Genomic DNA, 18,938 nt, shown 5'->3' with positions numbered 1-18,938 from the left:
CTTAGGAGTACCCTGGCGCCCTGATTGGGCCAGAGCTGAGAGATTCGATGGAACCAGTTTTCCAGTTCCCGCTGGCCCTGCCCGATCGCGGCCACGGCAACCTGACCCAGGAACTGCACCAGCAGCTGCGCTCGGCGATCCTCGACGGCCGCCTTATCGCCGGTTCGGCGCTGCCGGCCACGCGCCAGGTCGCCAGCGCCCTGGGCATCGCCCGCAACACCGTGGTCAGCGCCTACGACCTGTTGATCGCCGAGGGCTACGTGACTCCGCGTCCGGGCGCGAAGGCCGTCGTCGCCGACGTCGCCGCGCGCCGAGACCGCCGCGGCCCGCAGCGTCTGGATGCCGGCCTGGAAGACCCGCGCCTGAATCCGCTGTGGCGCACGCCGTTCCTGCGCCCGGACGCGCCGCGGCAACTGCCTGAGCGCTGCTTCCGCCTCGGCATTCCCGATCATCGCCATTTCCCCCACGACGTCTGGCGCCGGCTGTCGGCGCAAACCTTGCGCACGTGGTCGAAGACGCGTTTCGGCTATCCGCCGTCGGAAGGCATCGCCGAATTGCGCGACGCCATCGCCCAGCACGTCGCGTTCGCGCGCGCGGTGGCGTGCGTGGCCGACGATGTGATCGTCACCTCCGGCGCGCAGCAGGCCTTCGATCTGCTGGCGCGCCTGCTGGTGACGCCGGGCCAGACCCGGGTCGCGGTCGAGGAACCCGGTTACCCGCCGGTGCGCGCCGCCTTCGCCGCCGCCGGCGCGCGGCTGGTGCCGATGCCGGTCGATGAAGAAGGCCTGTGCGTGGAGCAATTGCCCGAGGACGTGCGGGTGATCAGCGTGACGCCCTCGCATCAGTCGCCGACCGGCGTGGCGCTGTCGATGCGCCGCCGCCGCGCGCTGCTGGATTTCGCCCGCCAGCGCAACGCGATCGTGATCGAGGACGACTACGACGGCGAATTCCGTTTCGGCGGCCGTCCGCTGGATGCGTTGCAGACGCTGGATCGCGATGCGCTGGTGTTCTACGTAGGCACGTTTTCCAAGAGCCTGTTTCCGTCCTTGCGCAAGGGTTTCATCGTCGCCCCGGCGTGGTCGCGCGACGCGTTGATCACGGTCAAGCACTGCGCCGATTCGCATTGCGACACCATCACCCAGTCGGTACTGGCGGCGTTCATCCGCGACGGCCATCTGGCCCGGCACGTGCGGCGCATGCGCGCGATCTACGAGGAACGCCGCGACGCCTTGCTGGAAGGCTTGCGCGGCCCGCTGGCGCCGTGGCTGGAGCCGATTCCGTCCGAAGCCGGCCTGCATCTGGCCGCGCGCATCCGCGATCTCGGGCTGGCGCCGGCGATCCTGTCGCGCCTGCCGCGCTACGCGCCTGGAGCGCAGTCGATCGCCGAATACGCGATGAGCGCGTCCGCGCATCCGGCGATCACCTTCGGTTATGGGGTGATCGACGCGGACGAAATCCGCATGGCGCTGCGTGCCTACGCGGTGTCGTTGGCGGAGTTGGACGCGCGTTGAGTCAGCGCGGCTCGAGGGATACCGGAATGAAGCGCACTGGTCGCATGCGTCCGAAGTCGGTGCGTCGCTCGCTGCGCACGCGTGCGTTAGGGTCTAGCACGCAGGCGCCGTTGCGATCGCGCAAGTGCACGACCCAGTGCCAGCTGTCGTTCGCCGCGTCATAGTTGATCGCGGCGATTCCGTCGCCGTCGCATTCGTCCCAATCCGAGACTTCGCGTTCGGCCTCGCTGCGCAGCCCCAGCAGCTTGAGCATGCGCCGTAGTTGGCGCGCGTCGGTCAGATAACCGTCGCGCGCCGTGCGCGATCCCGCGCCGGCGCGATAGCGATACGGCTTTGGTCCAACACCGAGCGCCTGCGCCAAGCCGCGCACTTGCGCATAGCCGATGCTGGCCAGCATCGCCACGCAGGCCAACCCGCAGCCGCTGCGGTCTTGCTGGAGTTGGCGTTGGATCATGGCGGACTTTGAGCGTTAACGAGGCGCGAAACGTGAGCTTAGCAGCGATGCCAATAGCAGGTGCAGCCATTGAGTAGGAGGTGCGCGTCTGTTTTTTTGCCGATTGGTGACGTTCTTTACGCAGAGCTTGGACGATCCTAATGTGGGCCGAATACTAGAATCAGAATGCATGGGCAGCCACGACAGGTCCGGTCTACACTGGCCGCAACGGCAGAAGGAGACTCGCCATGAAATTCCGTGCCCTCGCGGCCTTGCTCGTCCTGGTGTGCTGCGCGCTAACAAGCTGCAGAACCATCGAGCCAGCCAATAGCACGCTGAAAGACTTGCAACAGTGGGCAACACCTGAGCCGTTTGACAGCTTGTCGCCCGAGCACGATCAGCAGCGCGCCAAAGCGGCGATGGTGCAGTGGGTGGAGCAGTACTTGAAACATGAATATCGGGTGATCGATCAACGTTTCGTCTTGACCGCGCCTGGGTCCACCGACAGCGCGGCGATCGGTTCCAAGGCGCACCAATACGTCACCCAGAACTTGGGCGGGGCGATGCAAGCCGATGGTTGGTTGGATGATGATAATTACATGATGTTTCTATGGAAACTTGGCGGTGACTCACCGCGGTATGTCGCTTTTGTGATGACCAATGATTTTCTGCCAGACACCCGCGAGCGCGGTTTGGTGGGCTATTTTGAACTCGTGCCCTCTGCGAAACATTGACGCGAACGACCCAGGGAAGAAATCAATATGGCAACGGAACGGCAATACACAGCGGCGGATTTGTATGGGGCGGACGGCAGACCGCGCGCGTCCGATATCGACCAGGACCGTCTTTATGATTGCTATTTCCTCGCGCCGATGGGCGTGCTTGGCGAGCAGCAGCCCGATCGCATTCGCAATGCCATCGGCTTTAATGCCGAGGCCGGCGAGTTCACGGTAACGCTCTATCGCCCACCGAACACGCTCGAGCGTGGCCAAGGGCAGAACGACCCGATCCGGGAATCGATCGTCGTGTCGCAAGATGATATTCGACGGAACATCAGCAAGAAGGGGGGCGGCACGGCCGACAACAATCGCGAAGGCGATGGCCCCATGTGGCCGACCGTGATCGAAGCCGGATTCGCCGAATTGTATGGCCGCGACGCGCAAGGGAAAGTCGATCTGGACCGGGGCTACCGGACGATCGGCGCGGTGACGGGCGGCGGTGGTCTGTCCGACGGCGTGTATGCCTTGACCGGAGAATCAGGCCGCAGTCTTCAGATTCGAAATCCCGACGCCCCGCCGATGCGGCCCACCGGCCCCAACCATGTCAAACCCTCTGAGCCACCGGCATACCGTGCGCCTTCACAGGGCGCCAAGTTGGAGCTGGATTCGGTCTATACCGAGGTGGAGCAGGCGCTGGCGTCACATCGGCCGGTATCGATGGCGACGCAAGGCCGGGACGTTCAAGATGGCCTTGAGGAAAGCCATGCCTACATGGTGGTGGGCGTGTCGCGCGATCCGCGGACCAACGAGGCTCAGGTCACGCTGCGCAATCCCTACGGGAACAACGAGCGCGCACAAGAAGGCAACCAGAACATCGGCGCGGGCTGGAACGCAGACAACCCGGAGATCAAGGTCAACCTCAATCGGCTAGTTCGCGACGGCAGTTTCGCCGAGTTCAACATCGGCCCGGCGGCACGCGCGCAGACACAGCAGCCCAGCGCGCCCGCGCCCGAGCAGGGCGCGCCAAAGCAACCGGCGCAACCGGGACCGCAAGCGCCGGCCTCTTCGCCTCCGGGCGCCGCCAGCATCACCGACCACAATCACCCCGGCCACGAACGCTTCCAGCAAGCGATGAACGCGATCGAGCGCTCGCCGAACATCCCTGCCGGCACATTCTCGGGCGAGCGCTTGCAACAAGCCGCCGCCAATCTGACCTACGCCAGCCTCGCGGGCGCGCAACGACCGCAGGGCGGGCAGAACGAGCGGCTGGATCGAATCGATTTTGTCGTCTTCAACAACGACCGCAGCGGCCTGATAGCCGGTCAGGGTGAAATGGGCAACCCGACAGCGAAACTGGCCTTGCTGCCCGCGGCACAGGACAACGCCACGAGCTTGGTCCAAGCCTCGCAGCAGATTCATTCCGCGCTGGCGCAACAGCAAGCGCAAACGCAGAGCGGGCCGCAACCAACACCCACACAGACGCAAGACGATCCAGCCCCGAAGGGGCCGAAGCTGTAACGAGTCGGCACGCACGCCAGCGTTGCCCGCGAATGGTGAAACGCACCTTAGAAGCGTCTTGGCTCAACCTCATATGCGAGCGGATAACGTTTCGCGAGTTCCTTGAGACACCCAACTCACCAACCTCTCTCCCCTGCGGAAGAGAGGTTGTGGCGAAGACCGTGCTTCAATCGAACCGATACGTCACACTGAAGTTATAACGCCGCCCCAGGATGTCGTACGTGCCGATACCCAACTCGCCCGGCGTGGTGCCCAGCGGCGGGTCCTTGTCCAACAGGTTCTGCACGTTGAAGCGCAGCACCACGTTATCGCCGAAGCGATAGTTGGCGCCGGCGCTGAACAGCCAGTAGGCCGGGGCGCGCAGGATGTCGGAAGTCTCCACGGTGTTCTCGTTGTCGAACACCGACGGACTCAGATAACGTCCCTGCAGGTTCAAGCCGACCGGCCCCTTCTGGTAATCCACGCCGAACTGGAACTGCCGCTCGGACATGCCGATCTCGCCGCGATCGTCGTCCACCGACACGCCGGTGGTCGAGCTTTCGAAGCGCTTGACGATCAGCGCATTGGCGCTGAAGTCGAACTGGCCCCAATCGCCGGCGTCCCAGCGATAGGTCAACTCGCCGGTGATGCCCTGGAAGTGGATGAAGTCGCCGTTGCGATAACGCACGCCGACGATGTCGAACTGGCCGTCGGCACGGCGCTGGACCTGCTGGCAGTAGTAGTTGGCGGTGTTGACGTTGCCGGCGTTGAAGTCGGGATTGTCGTAGCAGGCCGACAGCACATCGTTGATGCTCTGGGCGAAGATCTGGTCCTTGAGCTTGACCTCGTTGTAGTCCACCGCCATGCGCAGGCCGCGGATGAAGTCGGGCTGCCAGACCACGCCGGCGGTCCACGAATCGGCCGATTCGTTGTCCAGGTTCGGCTCGCCCTGGCGCGCGCCGCGCGCGGTGGACGCGTTCTGCTGGAAGTCCACCGGGTTCAGGCCGTACTGCTGGTAGAACGCCGCGCAGTTGCGCGCGCGCACCGCTGGCGCCGGGCCGCCGGTGACGTTGCGGCGATCGCAGGGATCGGAGGTGCTCTGGAACAGTTCCACCTGCGGCAGGAACAACTCGGTGATCACCGGCGCGCGCAGCGAGCGGGTCTTGTTGCCGCGCACCAGCAGGCCGGGAATCGGCTCCCACTGCAACCCGTAGGTGTAGGCGTTGAAGCCGCCGTTGACGCTGTTATCGACGCGGCGGAACTTGCCGGTGATATCCAGACGATGCAGGCCGGGAATGTCCGCGTTCTCCGACACCAGTGGCAGCAACGCTTCGGCGTAGTACTCGTTGGTGTGGAACTTGCCGTTGAGCGGCGGAATCGCCACCGAGCGGCCGAGCCCGCGGCGGGTGAAATCGTTCGGGGTGAAGCCGCCTTCCTCGACCCGGTGCTCGTAGCCCAGCGCGACATTGAGCGGACCGCTCCACAGATCGGCGATGTTGCCGTGCATGAAGGCGCTGAACACCTTCTGCTTTTGTTCGAAATCGGTGACGGCGCGGCCGGTGACGTAGTTGATCGCTTCCTTGGACGGGCGGCCCTGGCCGAACAGATCCAGCGGCACGCAGTTGGGATCGGCGATCGGCTCGGAATTGGCGCCGGCCGAGGCCAAATAGACGGCATTGCGCGCGGTGGGATCGCACACCAGCTTGCCGCCGACGTTGCGCACGTTGATCGCGTTGATGAAGTTCTGCTGGTTCAGCGACACCGACGAGGTGCTGGCCTGCATGCGGCCGTAGTTGGCCGACACTTCCCAGTCGAACTGGCGCGTCCACAGATCGAAGTCGCCGCGGGCGCCGATCACGATGCGGTCGATGTCGCTTTCGACATGGTCCGGTGTCAGCCCGAGATCGGCCGAGGTGCGGGCGAGGCGGAAAGTCGGAATTTTCAACGCCGCCAACTGCTGCCGCGCCTGCGCGTTGAGCAGCGGGTGATCGGACTTCACCAGCAGCGCGCTGTTGAGGCGGGTGCCGGCGGTGGTGTTGCCGGTGCTGGCGATATCCACCGGCGGATCGGCCTCGGAGTGGTAATGCATGCCCTCGACGAACAGGCGCACATTGTCGGCGACATCGTAGTGCGCGATCACGTTGACCGACTGCCGCTGCAGGCTGGTCAACAGCGCGGTGATGTCGGCGGTGTTGAGCCCCTGACCGCCCGAGGCGGTGCTGGTGCCGAAGTTGATGCCCGGGTCATAGGGCACGATGTCGCCGTTCGGCGCGAACTGCAGATAGGTGCGCTTGTTCGGGCCGAAGCCGACCAAGGCGCCGCCGGGGGAGGTGATCGCGCCGCTGGCCGGCAGCAGCAGACCGCCGAAGGTGGTGGTGAAGGTGCGCGCGTTGCGGATCAGCACGGTGCCGGGGATACCGTCTTCCGGGCCGGTGTCGAAGGGAATGTCCGGATTGACGCGGCCGTCGTTGCCGGGCGTGCGGCCGGGCTGGTTGGTCGCCATCTGCGCGGCGTTGGGATTGGCCGGGAAGGCGTAGGCGCGGGCGAAATCGGTGCGGTCCGAACGCACCAGGCCTTCGGATTCGTCGTAGGAACCGCTGACGATCACGTTGCCGCGACCGTCGGCGAAATCCGAACCGGCGACGAAGTTGTAACCCATGATCTGGTTGTCGCTTTGATCGCTGATGCCGTAGTTGAAATTGACCTCGGCGCCCTGGAAGCGGTCCTTGAGGATGACGTTGACCACGCCGGCGATGGCGTCGGAGCCGTAGGTCGGCGCGCCGCCGATGGCGACGTTCTCGACGCGGTCGATCATCTGCACCGGGATCGCGTTGAGATCGACCTGGGCGCCGGCGGAGAAGCCGAAGTTGGTCAGCGCGCGCGAGGTCACCACGCGGCGGCCGTTGATCAGGGTCAGCGTGCGGTTGCTGCCCAGGCCGAACCGGTTCACGAAGTTGACGCCGCCGGCGAAGCTGCCCTGGCCGCCTTCGGGCGTCTGGCCGACGCCGAAGCCGACGGTCTGGTTGAGCGCGTCGGCGATGTTGGTCACGCCGCGCTCGCGCACGGCGTCGCCGTTGATCACCGTGGCCGGTTCCAGCGAATCGAAGCCGGTGCGCGGAATGCGCGAGGCGGTGACCTGGATGCCTTCCAGTTCGGTGGCGGCACGTTCGGCCGGCGCGGCGGCGGGAGCCGTGGACGTCTGCGCGTCCTGGGGCCCTGCGACCGCGAAGCCCGGCGCCGCCATGGCGAAGGCGATAGCGATGAGCAAGGGACGGCGCCGCAGCGCCCTCCCGTTGGAAGTGGTGGTCATGTCGTTCCCCGTCGTACGCCGGCCCGAGGCGGCCGGCCCGTCCACTACGCGCAGTCCGAGCCCGAGTCGCAACCGGTCGGCGTGGCGGGAAACATTAAAAATTTGTGATGAGCTTCTCTATCTTACTGATTCTGCGAGAACGCTCGCACGGCCTAGGCGGTTTTGGCGACTGCGGGCCAGCGATTTGCACGGATCGGGCTGACCGATTCGCAAGTCGTGTCCAGGCATGCGGAAGGTGCGCAGATGCGTTGCCGTGCATGCGTTCGGACCCGCCTGCCACGGCTTGCTCCGGCGATCGCCCGCGGCTTCGACGAGCGGCACGTTTGTCCCGGGCGGCCGCGCCACCTGAACGGAGCCCCGGTGTCGGCTGGAACTTCGGCCCGCGAAGAGTGGTCTCAGATGGGCTTGCGATGAAACCGGCGGCCGGATGCGGCACGAATCCGCGTCCAATGCCACTCGGACGGAGGCGGGCCGTGATCCGGCTGCTCCGTCATCGCAACATTAACTCATTGTTTTCGCGGAATAATTTTAAATTCATCCAGTCGGAGCAGGATGCACATCGTTGAAGCATCCGATTCCCGCGGCGCCGACGCGCGACGACGCTACCCGCCGTCACGAGTTCGCAGTTCCGACGTTCTAATGCCGCAACACAGTGAACTTCCCCTCGCTTTAGCACTCCTATAGGCCGACTGCTAAGATCGCTGCCATGACCCCTATTGCCCAATCCACTGCTCTAGTCGCCAACAACCTGCCTGTGCCCAGCGCGCTCGGTTCGCTGGACGCGTACATCGGCGCCGTGCACCAGATCCCGGTGCTTACGGCCGAAGACGAGCAGGCGCTGGCGCGCCGTTTCCGCGACGGGGAAGACCTCGACGCGGCCCGTGAACTCGTTCACTCGCATCTGCGCTTCGTGGTCCACGTGGCCCGCGGCTACAACGGCTACGGCCTGCAGATCGGCGACCTCATCCAGGAAGGCAACATCGGCCTGATGAAGGCGGTCAAGCGCTTCGACCCGGAACAGGGCGTGCGTCTGGTCTCCTTCGCGGTCCACTGGATCCGCGCCGAGATGCATGAGTTCATCCTCAAGAACTGGCGCATCGTCAAGGTCGCCACGACCAAGGCGCAGCGCAAGCTGTTCTTCAACCTGCGCAAGAGCAAGAAGCGCCTGGGTTGGATGAACGCCGAGGAAGTCAGCCAGGTCGCGAAGGACCTCAACGTTTCCGAGCGCGAAGTGCTGGAAATGGAATCGCGCCTGTCCGGCCGCGACATCGGTTTCGATGCCCCGGCCGACGAGGACGACGACCACGCCCCGCCGTCGCCGGCCGCGTACCTGCGCGCCGCCGAGGAAGACCCCTCGCAGAGCTACGAGCGCGAGGACGAAGAAGACAACCAGCTCGGCCTGCTGCGCGAAGGTCTGGCCGGCCTGGATGCGCGTTCGCGCGACATCATCAAGCGCCGCTGGCTCGATGCCGACAGCAAGATCACGCTGCAGGAATTGGCCGATGAGTACGGCGTCAGCGCCGAGCGCATCCGCCAGATCGAGGCCAACGCGTTGAAGAAGATGCGTGGGCTGTTCGCGGCCTAACGAAGCTGCGTACAACGCGCTGCGACTCAACGGCCCGGGAAACCGGGCCGTTTGTTTTTCCGCGCGCGAATTCATCCGCCCGATCCGATCGCACCGCGCGAATCCGCGGCCATCGCGCCGAACCAGCGCTCTATGCCCAGCCCGTCTTCACGGCAGCGAATACATGCCCCCAATCGACCGCAAGACGCGGATATCGTCGCGACTCCCGCGGCCCTATCGTGCAGGCGAATTTCCATTCGGAGTCGCCATGAACACCTATCGCATCGACGGCCTCGCGCCGGAACCCTTCGCCCCGCTGTTCGCGCTCGACGACGCCAGCCTGCACGCGCACGGCATGCGCCGGGTCGTCGCCGACAGCCCGACCGGTTATCCGTGCCGGGTTTCGCTGGCCAACGCCGCGCCCGGCGAAACCCTGCTGCTGCTGACTTACGAACATCACACCGACGGCCCGTATCGCGCCAGCGGCCCGATCTACGTGCGCGAAGCCGCGGCGCGCGCGATGCATTTCGAAGACGAACTGCCGCCGATGCTGCGCACCCGCTATCTGTCGCTGCGCGCTTACGACGGCGACGGCTGGATGCTCGCGGCGCGCACGCTGGACGGCGCCGACGCCGATGCCGCGCTGGCCGAGGTGATGGCCGATCCGGCCGTGGCGACGGTGCATGCGCACAACGCGCGCACCGGCTGCTTCCTGTGCGCGATCGCGCGCGCTTAAGCGATCTTCGTCGCATCGATGCGAAGCCGGGGCGCCGCATGGCGCCCCGGCTGTTTTCAGTGCGACCGTGGCGTTTCCCGATCGATCCGGCCGCTCAGTGCGAGGCCGCGTCGTCGGCTTCGGCGCGGCCGCCGAAAATGATCCGCGCGTGGCGTTGGTACGTGAAATACGCCCACGACCAGTTGAGCATCACGATCAGGCGGTTGCGGAAGCCGATCAGGAAGAACACGTGCGCGGCCAGCCAGAACGCCCAGGCCAGGAAGCCGGAGAACTTCAGCCCGCGCAGATCCACCACCGCCGCGCGCCGGCCGATCGTCGCCAGATTGCCGTAATCGATGTAGCGGAACGGCTCCAGCGTGCGCCCGGCCAGGCGTGCGCGGATCGCGCGCGCGACGTAGCTGCCCATCTGCTTGGCGCCGGGCGCGACGCCGGGCACCGGTTGGCCGTTGGCCTGTTGGATGGCGGCCAGATCGCCGGCGACGAAAATCTCCGGATGCCCGGGCACGCTGAGGTCGGGCGCGACCTGCACGCGGCCGGCGCGATCGCGCGGCGCGTCGAGCAGGGCGCCGAGCCTGGACGCGGCCACGCCGGCGGCCCACAGCACCGTGCGCGCCGGCACGAATTCGGCCCCGAGCATGTAGCCCTCGCCATTAATCGAAGCCACCGGCGTGCCGGTGGAGACTTCCACGCCCAGCCGCTGCAGCTGCGCGCGCGCTTTCTCCGACAGCGACTCGGGAAAACTCGACAGCACGCGCGGGCCGGCTTCGATCAGGCGCACGCGCGCCTGCGCCGGATCGATGCGGCGGAACTCGCGGCGCAAGGTCTTGCGCGAAATCTCCGCCAGCGTGCCGGCCAGTTCGACCCCGGTCGGGCCGCCGCCGACCACGGCGAAATGCAGCCACGCCGAACGTTCTTCTTCGCTCTCGGCCGCTTCCGCGCGTTCGAACGCCAGCAACACGCGGCGGCGGATGTGCAGCGCGTCGTCGAGGGTTTTCAGGCCCGGCGCGTCGTCGGCCCATTCGTCATGGCCGAAGTAGGCGTGGGTGGCGCCGCTGGCCAGCAGCAGATAGTCGTAGGCCACCACCTCGCCATCGGCGAGCGAGACGTTGCGCGCGCCGGCGTCGATGCCGGTCACCTCGCCCAGCCGCACTTCCACGTTGGCTTGATTGCGCAGGATGTGGCGCAGCGGCGCTGCGATGTCCGGCGCCGACAATCCGGCGGTGGCGACCTGATACAGCAGGGGTTGGAACAGATGGTGGTTGCGGCGGTCGATCAGGGTGATGCGCACATCGGCCGAGGCCAGCGCGCGCGTCGCCCACAAACCGCCGAACCCGCCGCCTACGATGACGACGTGCTTGCGCGGATCGTTCATCGCCGTGTCCTCAGCCGCGCATGCGTTGCGCAAGCTGATCTTCCAGCTTGCGTTGATCGGCGGCGAAGCGGCGGATGCCGTCGGCGAGCTTGTCGGTGGCCATCGCGTCTTCGTTGTGCTGCCAGCGGAACGCGGCTTCGCTCAGCGGCGCCTCGGGCTTGCCGCGCTGGCCGTCGTCGTTGAGCGCGCGCGGCACGTCGCCGGAATTGGCTTCGAGTTCGCCGAGCAGTTCCGGCGAGATCGTCAAACGGTCGCAACCGGCCAGCGCCAGCACCTGCCCGGTGTTGCGGAAGCTGGCGCCCATGACCACGGTGCCGTAGCCGTGGCGCTTGTAGTACTGCCAGATGCGGGTGACCGACTGCACGCCCGGATCGTCCTGCGGCGTCGCCGGCTTGGCCATGCCGTTGGCCAGATGCCAGTCGAGGATGCGGCCGACGAAGGGCGAGATCAGGTACACGCCGGCTTCGGCGCAGGCCACCGCCTGGGCGAAGGAAAACAGCAGGGTGAGATTGCAGTGGATGCCTTCGCGCTCGAGTTGCTCGGCGGCGCGGATGCCTTCCCAGGTCGAGGCGACCTTGATCAGCAGGCGCTCGCGGCCGATGCCGGCGCGCTCGTAGAGTTCGACGATGCGATGGGCCTGGGCCAGCGTGGCCTGGGTGTCGAAACTCAGGCGCGCGTCGACTTCGGTGGAGACGCGGCCGGGAATCAGCTTGAGGATTTCGCCGCCGATGGCGACCGCCAGACGCAGGCCGGCGTCGCCGACGCGGGCGGCTTCGTCCTCGCCCTGGGCGCCGGCGATGGCGGCGTCGATCAGCGGCGCGTAGGCCGGCAGGCTGGCGGCCTTGAGCAGCAGCGAGGGGTTGGTGGTCGCGTCCAGCGGGCGGAAGCGGGCGATGGCTTCGATGTCGCCGGTATCGGCGACCACGGCGGACAGTTCGCGCAGTTGTTCGAGTTGGCTCATGGGGGAGAGTTTCTTTTCGTCGTTGGATTCGCGGCCATTGTCCCGCATCGGGGTTAGCCCGTCATGAAGCCGTCCTATCTTCTGCCACGCGCCGCGCCCGCGGTTGCGCTAGGCTGGCCGCGACAAGGCCGCTCCGAGCCCGGGCGGCCGGCACGGAGCGATCGCATGGCCGCCGCCGCAGAAGAAAAACGCATCGCCCTGCTGATCGACGCCGACAACGCGCCGGCGGCGAAGATCGACGTGATCCTGGCCGAGGTGGCGCGCTTCGGCGTGGCCAACGTGCGCCGCGCCTACGGCAACTGGAAAAGCCCCGGGCTCAAGAGCTGGGAAGCGGTGTTGCACGAATACGCGATCCGGCCGATCCAGCAGTTCGCCTACAGCAAGGGCAAGAACGCATCGGACATGGCGATGGTCATCGATGCGATGGACCTGATGTACGCGCGCAACCTCGACGGCTTCGCCATCGTCTCCAGCGATGCCGACTTCACTCCGCTGGTGATGCGGCTGCTGACCGAAGGGGTGAAGGTGTACGGCTTCGGCGAAAAGAAAACGCCCGAGCCCTTCGTCAACGCCTGCTCGAAATTCACCTACGTCGAAGGCCTGGGCCAGCCGCCCAGCGAGGACGCCGGCGCCGACGAAGCCGCCAGTGCGACCACTCAGCCGCGCAGCGCCAAGGAACTGCGCAGCGACACCCGTCTGGTGCTGATGCTGCGGCGCGCGGTGGAAGCGGTCAGCGGCGACGACGGCTGGTCGCATCTGGGCGCGGTCGGGCATCAGATCGCCAATCAGGCCTCGTTCGATTCGCGCAACTACGGCTACCGCAAGCTCAGCGATCTGATCGAGGCGATCGGCCTGTTCGAGACCCGGCGCGACAATCAGATCGTGTGGATTCGCGACAAGCCCAAGGGCGGCGCGAAGCCTGCGGCGGCCGCGCCGGCAGCGGCGCCTGCCGGCGCGAGCAAGCCCAAGGTCAAGCCGAAAAGCTAGCGGCCGCGTCCACGTGGCCGCTTGCGCATCGAAGCCCGCGCGAACTCACTCGGTGGCGATGCTTTCCAACTGCTGCGAGAAGAGCGTTTCCTTGCCCTGATAGCGGACGAACTTGATCAGGCCGAAACCCGGCGCGTACCAGAATTCGGCCGAGCTCTCGGCGTCGCCGGCCTTCAGGTGGCAGGTGCCGGAGAACGTGCGCGGAGTGAAATCCACCGGCAATTCCAGGTCTTCGAAGCCGACGAAAGTGAAGTCGCCGAAACCCGGATAGTTCAAGTCTTCGACGCTGTCCTCGTTGTGCAGCGTGCGCTTGCCGGCGCCGTGCAGCTTGAACTTGTCGCCGGGCTTGGCCTTGGCGGGGAACTCCGGCGTCTGGGTGTAGCGCTCGGTGATGACCGGCGCGGAGGCGTCGCCGCCGAGCGCGGCGATGCCGTACTGCACGCTGCCGAGCAGGGCGCGCCCGTCGGGATCGTAATAGGTCGAGGTCTTGACCCCGCCGCCGCTGGTGACCAGCGCGATCGCGTCGCGATCGCCGAAACGCTCGCGCACGATGCGGATCTTGCTGTCGTTCATTTCGTAGGCGAGGCCGGGCTTGAGGCTGAAGCAGGCGGCGAAGTCGGCGGCTTGAGCAACGGGGACGGCGACAAGGGCCAAGCCCAGGGCGATGCGGATGCGTGTGGGGTTCATGGCTTTCCTTGGATGAACTCGATGGAGCGCGGTCGCGCGGGACGGGCAGGCTTGCCCGGGTTCAAGACGAGCCAGGGCGTGGCATCCCGCACGCGATTCGGACGCGCGGTGCCAGGCGATCGTATTTTTGCGGCAGTCCGTGTGGATCGAATGCATGCGAAAGATGTGTGGCGACCCGGCGCGCGCCGGTGCCGCCACAAAAATCCGCGCGAACGCGCGCCGTTGCTTGGCCCATGCGGCGCGAACCGCGCTAGATTCCACGTAGTTCCCTCCTCGCCAACGAGCCCGCGCATGCCCTCGCTCTTTCTCTGTTTCGCTCGAACCGCCGTCTTCGCGCTGTCGCTGGGCCTGGCCGCCGGCGCGGTCTGCGCCGCCGACCAGGTCACCACCGTGCCGGTGACGTTCGCCAAGGGCACGACCGGCGCTACGGTGAAAGGCGCGATCAAGGGCTACGACTCGATGGAGTACCTGGTCGCGGCTCGCGCCGGCCAGAGCCTGCGCGCGAGCTTGTCGGGCAGCAGCAACGCCAATCTCAACGTGTATCCGCCGCGCGCCGCGGGCGTGTCCGCCGAGGCGCGCGAGGCGCTGGCGGTGGAGACGAGCTCCGATAAGTCCGGCGCCGTGTACAGCGCGCGCTTGCCGGCCGATGGCGAATACCGCATCCAGGTCTACCAGCCCCGCGCCGCCGCGCGTCGCGGCACCTTGTCGAAGTTCTCGTTGCGGATCGACATCCGCTGACGATCCGCGGCGGCCCGGCCCGCACCGCTCGCGCCGGAGCGTTCAGTACAGATCGGCCGGATCCACATCCAGCGACCAGCGTACCTTGCGCGCTTCCGGCGCGGCGTAGATCGCCGGCAGCGCCGCATCGAGCGCTGCGTGCAGTTCCGGCCGCTGCGGTGCCGACAGGATCAGCTGCGCGCGCAGATAACCGGCGCGTCGCGGCATCGGCGCGGGCACCGGGCCGTTGACCTCCAGCGTGGTGCGGGCGGCGCCCGCGCGTTGCGCGGCGACGGCTTCGAATTCGCGCCGCGCCAGCGCCAGGAAGGCATTGGCCGTTTCCACCTGCTGCGCCTCGGCGCGGATCAGCGCCATGTGCGCGAACGGCGGAAACCCCGCGGCTTCGCGCTGCGCCAGTTCGACTTCGGCGAAGGCCGGATAGCCGCCCGACAGCAGCGTGTGCAGCAGTTCGTGTTCGGGGTGATGGGTTTGCAGAATTACTTCGCCGAGCTTGTCCGCGCGGCCGGCGCGGCCGGCGACCTGGATCAGCAACTGCGCGAGTTTTTCGCGGGCGCGGAAGTCGGCGCTGAACAAGCCTTCGTCGATGCCGACCACCGCGACCAGGGTCAGGTTGGGCAGATCGTGGCCCTTGGCGAGCATCTGGGTGCCGACCAGCACGCCCGGTGTGGTGCCGAATTCCTTCAGCAGATTTTCCAGAGCGTCGCGCTTTTGCGTGCTGCCGCGATCGATGCGCAGCACCGGAAACTCCGGGAAGCGCGCCGCCAGCGATTCCTCGATGCGCTCGGTGCCGGCGCCCTGCGATTGCAGGGCCAGGCCGCCGCAATCCGGGCAGGCGTCGGGCGCCGGCCGGCGCGTGCCGCAGTGATGGCACTGCAGACGGCGGCCGCCGGCGTGCACGGTCATCGGCGTGCCCTTGAGCGGGGTGCTGCAGCGCGGGCAGTGCGCGGTCCAGCCGCAGTCGTGGCACAGCAGCACCGGGGCGTAGCCGCGCCGGTTCTTGAACACCAGCACCTGGCCGCCGGCGCGCAGCTCGGCGTGGATGCGTTCGATGAGTTCCGGCGACAGCCCGGCCTGCAGCGGCCGCTTGCGCACGTCTAGCACGCGCACCCGCGGCGGCTGCGCCTGGCCGGCGCGGCGCTTGAGGTGCAGGTGGCCGTAGCGCCCGGCCTGGGCGTTGCGCAGCGACTCCAGCGACGGCGTGGCGCTGCCCAGCAGCACCGGCACGTCCAGGGCCTTGGCCCGGACCAGGGCGAAGTCGCGGGCGTGGTAGCGGATGCCGTCGAGCTGCTTGAAGCTGCCGTCGTGTTCTTCGTCGATGACGATCAGGCCCGGCTCGCGCAGCGGCAGGAACACCGCCGAGCGGGTGCCGACCGCGACCCGCGCCTCGCCCCGCGCGAACGCGGCCCAGGTGCGGGCGCGCTCGCCGTCGCTCAGGCCCGAGTGCAGCGCGTGCACCGGCACGCCAAGGCGAGCGCGGAAGCGCGCCAGGGTCTGCGGGGTCAGGCCGATCTCCGGCACCAGGATCAGCGCCTGCTTGCCGCGCGCCAGACAGTCGGCGATGGCGTGCAGGTAGACCTCGGTCTTGCCGCTGCCGGTGACGCCGTCGAGCAGGAAGCCGGTGAAGCCGCGCGCGGCCAGCAACGCATCGACCGCGGCCTGCTGTTCGTCGTTGAGCGCCGGCCCGGGGCGCGGCGCCGGGGCGTGGTGGACGGCCGGGATGGCGATGCGCTCGGCCTGCTCGCGCTTGGCCAGGGCGCGGGCGGCGCTGCGCCAGTCCTCAAGCAGGTCGTCGAGGCGGTCTTCGTCGAGCGCGCCGTGTTCGGCCAGCAGGTCGGCGAGGCGGCGCGGCTTGCCGGCGCGCAGGCCTTCGCGCGCGGTCGCCCCGGCTTCGCTCAGGCGCCAGGCCCAGGCGTGGGTGTCGGGCAGCGGCTCGCCGTGGCGCAGCGGGCCGGGCAGGGCGGTCGCCAGCACCTCGCCGAGCGGGGCGTGGGTGTAGCGGGCCAGCCAGCGCAGCGAGGCCAGCAGTTCGCCGTCCAGAAGCGGGTCCGGGTCGAGCCGGGCGATCGCGGCCTTCAGCGCGGCCGGGTCGGTGTCGTGCTCGGGCGCGCCGGTTTCGGCGACCACGCCGACCAGTTCGCGGCGCCCGAACGGCACCTGCACGCGCGCGCCGACCGGGTCGGAACCGGCATCGCCGGGCGGCGGCAGATAGTCGAACAGGCGCGGCAGCGGCAGCGGCAAAGCGACGCGCCATACGGTCGGCGGCGGCAGGGGAAGGGCCTCGAACATGGCTTCAGTCTAGCGAGCGGCGGGGACCGGCGGCAGACGAGGCAGTTGCAGGTCATTGCTTCCGTTTATCTGACGAAAGTCACGTAACTAACCGGATCGGAAAGAGAAATCTCCTTATCCACATGGCCTGTGGATAAATCTGTGCATGGCGGGTCGGCAGCGATGCGCGAGAGCGTTGAAATAAGCCCTCGGGTTAGGTTGGTGAAAAAATCGCCAACGCGCCAAATGCCTTGCGTATCAAGGCTTTGACCGTGAAACATCGTTGTAATGAAGGCTTGCGCGCCGGCGAAATGAGGCCCCATGACGGTTCCATTACTGCTGTGCACAACCGGATTTGGCTGCAAGCCGCGTCCTGCTTCGCGCTGATGCGTCTGTGCGGTTTGTCAAGCGGTTTTCCACGCCGCGCGCATCGCTATGATGCACCGTATGGTGAAGCCGTCCCGATGAGTTCCGCAGCCCCCGCCCCAGGCTCTTCCGCCCCCCGAGCGAATGCCCCCGCCGCCCTCTCGGCCTTCCTGCGCGGCGTCGAACGGCGCGGCGCGGTACTGGCCGAATTGCAGGCCGGCGACGCCTCCGCCGGCGATGCCGCGCTGGCCGCGGCGATGACCGGTTTCCGTGCGCTCGCGGCCGAGGCGGCGCTCAGCGAATGGCCCAGCCGGTTCTGGTCGCTGCTGCTGACCCAGCCCGGCCTGCGCCAGCGCACCCCGGTCGCGATCCCGGTCGAGGTCACCGACCGCCTGGCCGAGTTGGGCAGCGGACCGCGCGCGGCGCTGCTGCTGCGGCTGGCCGCCGGGCTCAACGAAAACGAGGCCGCGGCGGTGCTCGGCGTGGCCCCGCCAACCTACCGGCTGGCCCTGCAGCGCGCGCTGCCGCGGCACGCCGACGGCCGCGCCGACCCGCAGGCCTGGCAGCAATTGCGCGAACAGGTCCACCGCCGGATCAAGACCTTACCGCCGGAGCGGCTGCAGCGTCTGGCCCAGGCGCGCGAAGCGGCGCTGCAAGGCGTGGCGATGACCGCCTCGGCGGCGCAACCGCGCGCGGCGGCGAAGCGGCCGCGGCCTAGCTGGCTGATGCCGCTGCTGTGGAGCCTGCTGGCGCTGTGCACCCTGGCCTTCGCCGCGACCTTCTGGTGGCCCGGCGGCTTCGCCGGCCGCTGGCTCGGCGGCCCCGACGGGGTCACGGTCAGCGCCTTGCCCGAGGCCGCGGCGCCGGCCGATCGCTACGGCCGCGAAGCCGGGCTGATCGCCCATCGCGATTTCGAACTGCTGGCCGATCCGCAGGGCCAGGCCGCCTCCGACGACCTGGAACTGCGCAGCTGGCTGGCCGCGCGCGACGCCGGCACGATTCCGGCGCAGGCCCCGGCGGTTCCGCTGGAGGCCGCGCCGCCCGCTCCGGGCACGGCGCCGGCCGGCGGCGAAACCCAGGGCTCGGAAACCGACACCCAGGAGGGCGAGTGATGCGCCGCATCCATTCCGCCCGTTGGCTGCGAACGCTCGCCGTCGCGGCGGCGGTCGCCGTAGTCACTTTGTTGCCGGCGCAGGCGCTGCCGCCGGAGCTCAGCGAAACCCTGGCCCGCCTGCCGCCCGCGGCGCAGGCGCGGTTGCAGGCGAACGGCCAGCGCTGGGACTCGTGGAACGAAGACCAGCGCCGCGAGTTCGGCCGGCGCGCCGCGCAATGGGGCGAGCTGAGCGCGCAGCAGCGCGGCGAGCACCGCGAGCGTTATCTGGCCTGGCAGGCCTTGAGCGCCGACGAACGCGCCCAGGTGCAGGCCGCGGCCGCGCGTTTCGCCGCCTTGCCGGTCGATCAGCAGCAGGCGTTGCGCGCGCAGTTCGAGGCGATCGACCGCAGCGAACGCCGTGGCTGGCTGCTGGGCCCCGCGCTCGGCGCCGATTACCCGGCGCTGCAGCCCTTGCTCGCGCAATTGCCCGAATCCCAGCACGCGGCGATGCTGGCCGCCCTGCGCGGGCTCACCCCGGCGCAGCGCAAGGAGCTGGCCGTGCTGGCGCAGCGCACTCAGCCGCAGGATCGCGAGCGGCTGCGCGCCGGCCTGCTCGCCGCGCCGCCCGCGCAACGCGCGGCGTGGCTGAGCGATGCCTTGACCCGTTGATCGCGCGGCGGTGACCACGCTGCAGTGGTA

15 protein-coding genes are annotated in these 18,938 nt (G+C 67.9%); 9 read left to right on the top strand and 6 right to left on the bottom strand.

The genetic code is table 11. From position 1 onward, the window contains the following. Window positions 1–47 precede the first annotated feature (47 nt). Window positions 48–1,511, top strand: coding sequence for a MocR-like pyridoxine biosynthesis transcription factor PdxR (gene pdxR / locus LG3211_RS22730; RefSeq protein WP_057944833.1), 1,464 nt, complete (start codon window positions 48–50; stop codon window positions 1,509–1,511). Window position 1,512: 1 nt separating this feature from the next. Here pdxR and LG3211_RS22725 read toward each other — a convergent pair whose 3' ends face one another. Beyond that, a complete protein-coding gene (locus LG3211_RS22725; RefSeq protein WP_057944832.1) occupies window positions 1,513–1,965 on the bottom strand; it encodes a cysteine peptidase family C39 domain-containing protein in 453 nt (150 codons plus the stop codon). Window positions 1,966–2,192: 227 nt separating this feature from the next. On the opposite strand from LG3211_RS22725, the gene LG3211_RS22720 reads away from it, so the two are divergent. Together LG3211_RS22720 and LG3211_RS22715 are read left to right on the top strand one after the other, a co-directional pair. Continuing rightward, entirely contained in the window at window positions 2,193–2,678 is a 486-nt protein-coding gene (locus LG3211_RS22720; RefSeq protein ID WP_057944831.1) for a hypothetical protein, read from the top strand. A gap of 27 nt (window positions 2,679–2,705) precedes the next feature. Beyond that, window positions 2,706–4,181, top strand: a complete 1,476-nt coding sequence (locus LG3211_RS22715; protein WP_148649108.1) for an XVIPCD domain-containing protein — start codon at window positions 2,706–2,708, stop codon at window positions 4,179–4,181. A gap of 166 nt (window positions 4,182–4,347) precedes the next feature. Here the strand turns inward: LG3211_RS22715 and LG3211_RS22710 are convergent, their stop codons facing one another. Beyond that, window positions 4,348–7,470, bottom strand: coding sequence for a TonB-dependent receptor domain-containing protein (locus LG3211_RS22710; RefSeq protein WP_083512775.1), 3,123 nt, complete (start codon window positions 7,468–7,470; stop codon window positions 4,348–4,350). Window positions 7,471–8,176: 706 nt separating this feature from the next. Between LG3211_RS22710 and rpoH the strand changes: the two genes are divergently transcribed. Continuing rightward, a complete protein-coding gene (rpoH, locus tag LG3211_RS22705) occupies window positions 8,177–9,055 on the top strand; it encodes an RNA polymerase sigma factor RpoH (RefSeq protein ID WP_057944828.1) in 879 nt (292 codons plus the stop codon). Window positions 9,056–9,302: 247 nt separating this feature from the next. After that, on the top strand, window positions 9,303–9,770 hold the full coding sequence (locus LG3211_RS22700; RefSeq protein WP_057944827.1) for a DUF1203 domain-containing protein: 468 nt from the start codon (window positions 9,303–9,305) through the stop codon (window positions 9,768–9,770). A 94-nt stretch (window positions 9,771–9,864) separates the two neighbouring features. Here LG3211_RS22700 and LG3211_RS22695 read toward each other — a convergent pair whose 3' ends face one another. Together LG3211_RS22695 and tal are read right to left on the bottom strand one after the other, a co-directional pair. Further along, window positions 9,865–11,142, bottom strand: coding sequence for an NAD(P)/FAD-dependent oxidoreductase (locus LG3211_RS22695; RefSeq protein WP_057944826.1), 1,278 nt, complete (start codon window positions 11,140–11,142; stop codon window positions 9,865–9,867). A 10-nt stretch (window positions 11,143–11,152) separates the two neighbouring features. Next, entirely contained in the window at window positions 11,153–12,103 is a 951-nt protein-coding gene (gene tal, locus LG3211_RS22690; protein WP_057944825.1) for a transaldolase, read from the bottom strand. 165 nt (window positions 12,104–12,268) lie between these two features. On the opposite strand from tal, the gene LG3211_RS22685 reads away from it, so the two are divergent. Continuing rightward, complete coding sequence (locus tag LG3211_RS22685; RefSeq protein ID WP_057944824.1) at window positions 12,269–13,090, top strand: NYN domain-containing protein; 822 nt, start codon at window positions 12,269–12,271, stop codon at window positions 13,088–13,090. Window positions 13,091–13,135: 45 nt separating this feature from the next. Here the strand turns inward: LG3211_RS22685 and LG3211_RS22680 are convergent, their stop codons facing one another. Then, the gene (locus tag LG3211_RS22680) at window positions 13,136–13,777 is read right to left on the bottom strand and encodes a hypothetical protein (protein WP_057944823.1); all 642 of its coding nucleotides are present in this window, start codon (window positions 13,775–13,777) and stop codon (window positions 13,136–13,138) included. Between the two features lie 291 nt (window positions 13,778–14,068). Between LG3211_RS22680 and LG3211_RS22675 the strand changes: the two genes are divergently transcribed. After that, a complete protein-coding gene (locus LG3211_RS22675) occupies window positions 14,069–14,515 on the top strand; it encodes a hypothetical protein (protein ID WP_057944822.1) in 447 nt (148 codons plus the stop codon). Window positions 14,516–14,557: 42 nt separating this feature from the next. On the opposite strand, the gene LG3211_RS22670 is transcribed toward LG3211_RS22675, so the two are convergent. Beyond that, entirely contained in the window at window positions 14,558–16,801 is a 2,244-nt protein-coding gene (locus tag LG3211_RS22670) for a primosomal protein N' (protein WP_057944821.1), read from the bottom strand. A gap of 443 nt (window positions 16,802–17,244) precedes the next feature. On the opposite strand from LG3211_RS22670, the gene LG3211_RS22665 reads away from it, so the two are divergent. Then, the gene (locus LG3211_RS22665; RefSeq protein ID WP_148649106.1) at window positions 17,245–18,258 is read left to right on the top strand and encodes a hypothetical protein; all 1,014 of its coding nucleotides are present in this window, start codon (window positions 17,245–17,247) and stop codon (window positions 18,256–18,258) included. Continuing rightward, a complete protein-coding gene (locus LG3211_RS27235; protein WP_057944819.1) occupies window positions 18,258–18,908 on the top strand; it encodes a DUF3106 domain-containing protein in 651 nt (216 codons plus the stop codon). The genes LG3211_RS22665 and LG3211_RS27235 overlap by 1 nt, the downstream gene beginning before the upstream one ends. Window positions 18,909–18,938: the final 30 nt, after the last annotated feature.

This window comes from Lysobacter gummosus (genome assembly GCF_001442805.1).
GTDB classification, from domain to species: Bacteria; Pseudomonadota; Gammaproteobacteria; order Xanthomonadales; family Xanthomonadaceae; genus Lysobacter; species Lysobacter gummosus.
Note: the sequence above shows the minus strand (reverse complement) of the source record. Positions and strands in the feature narration are given on the sequence as shown.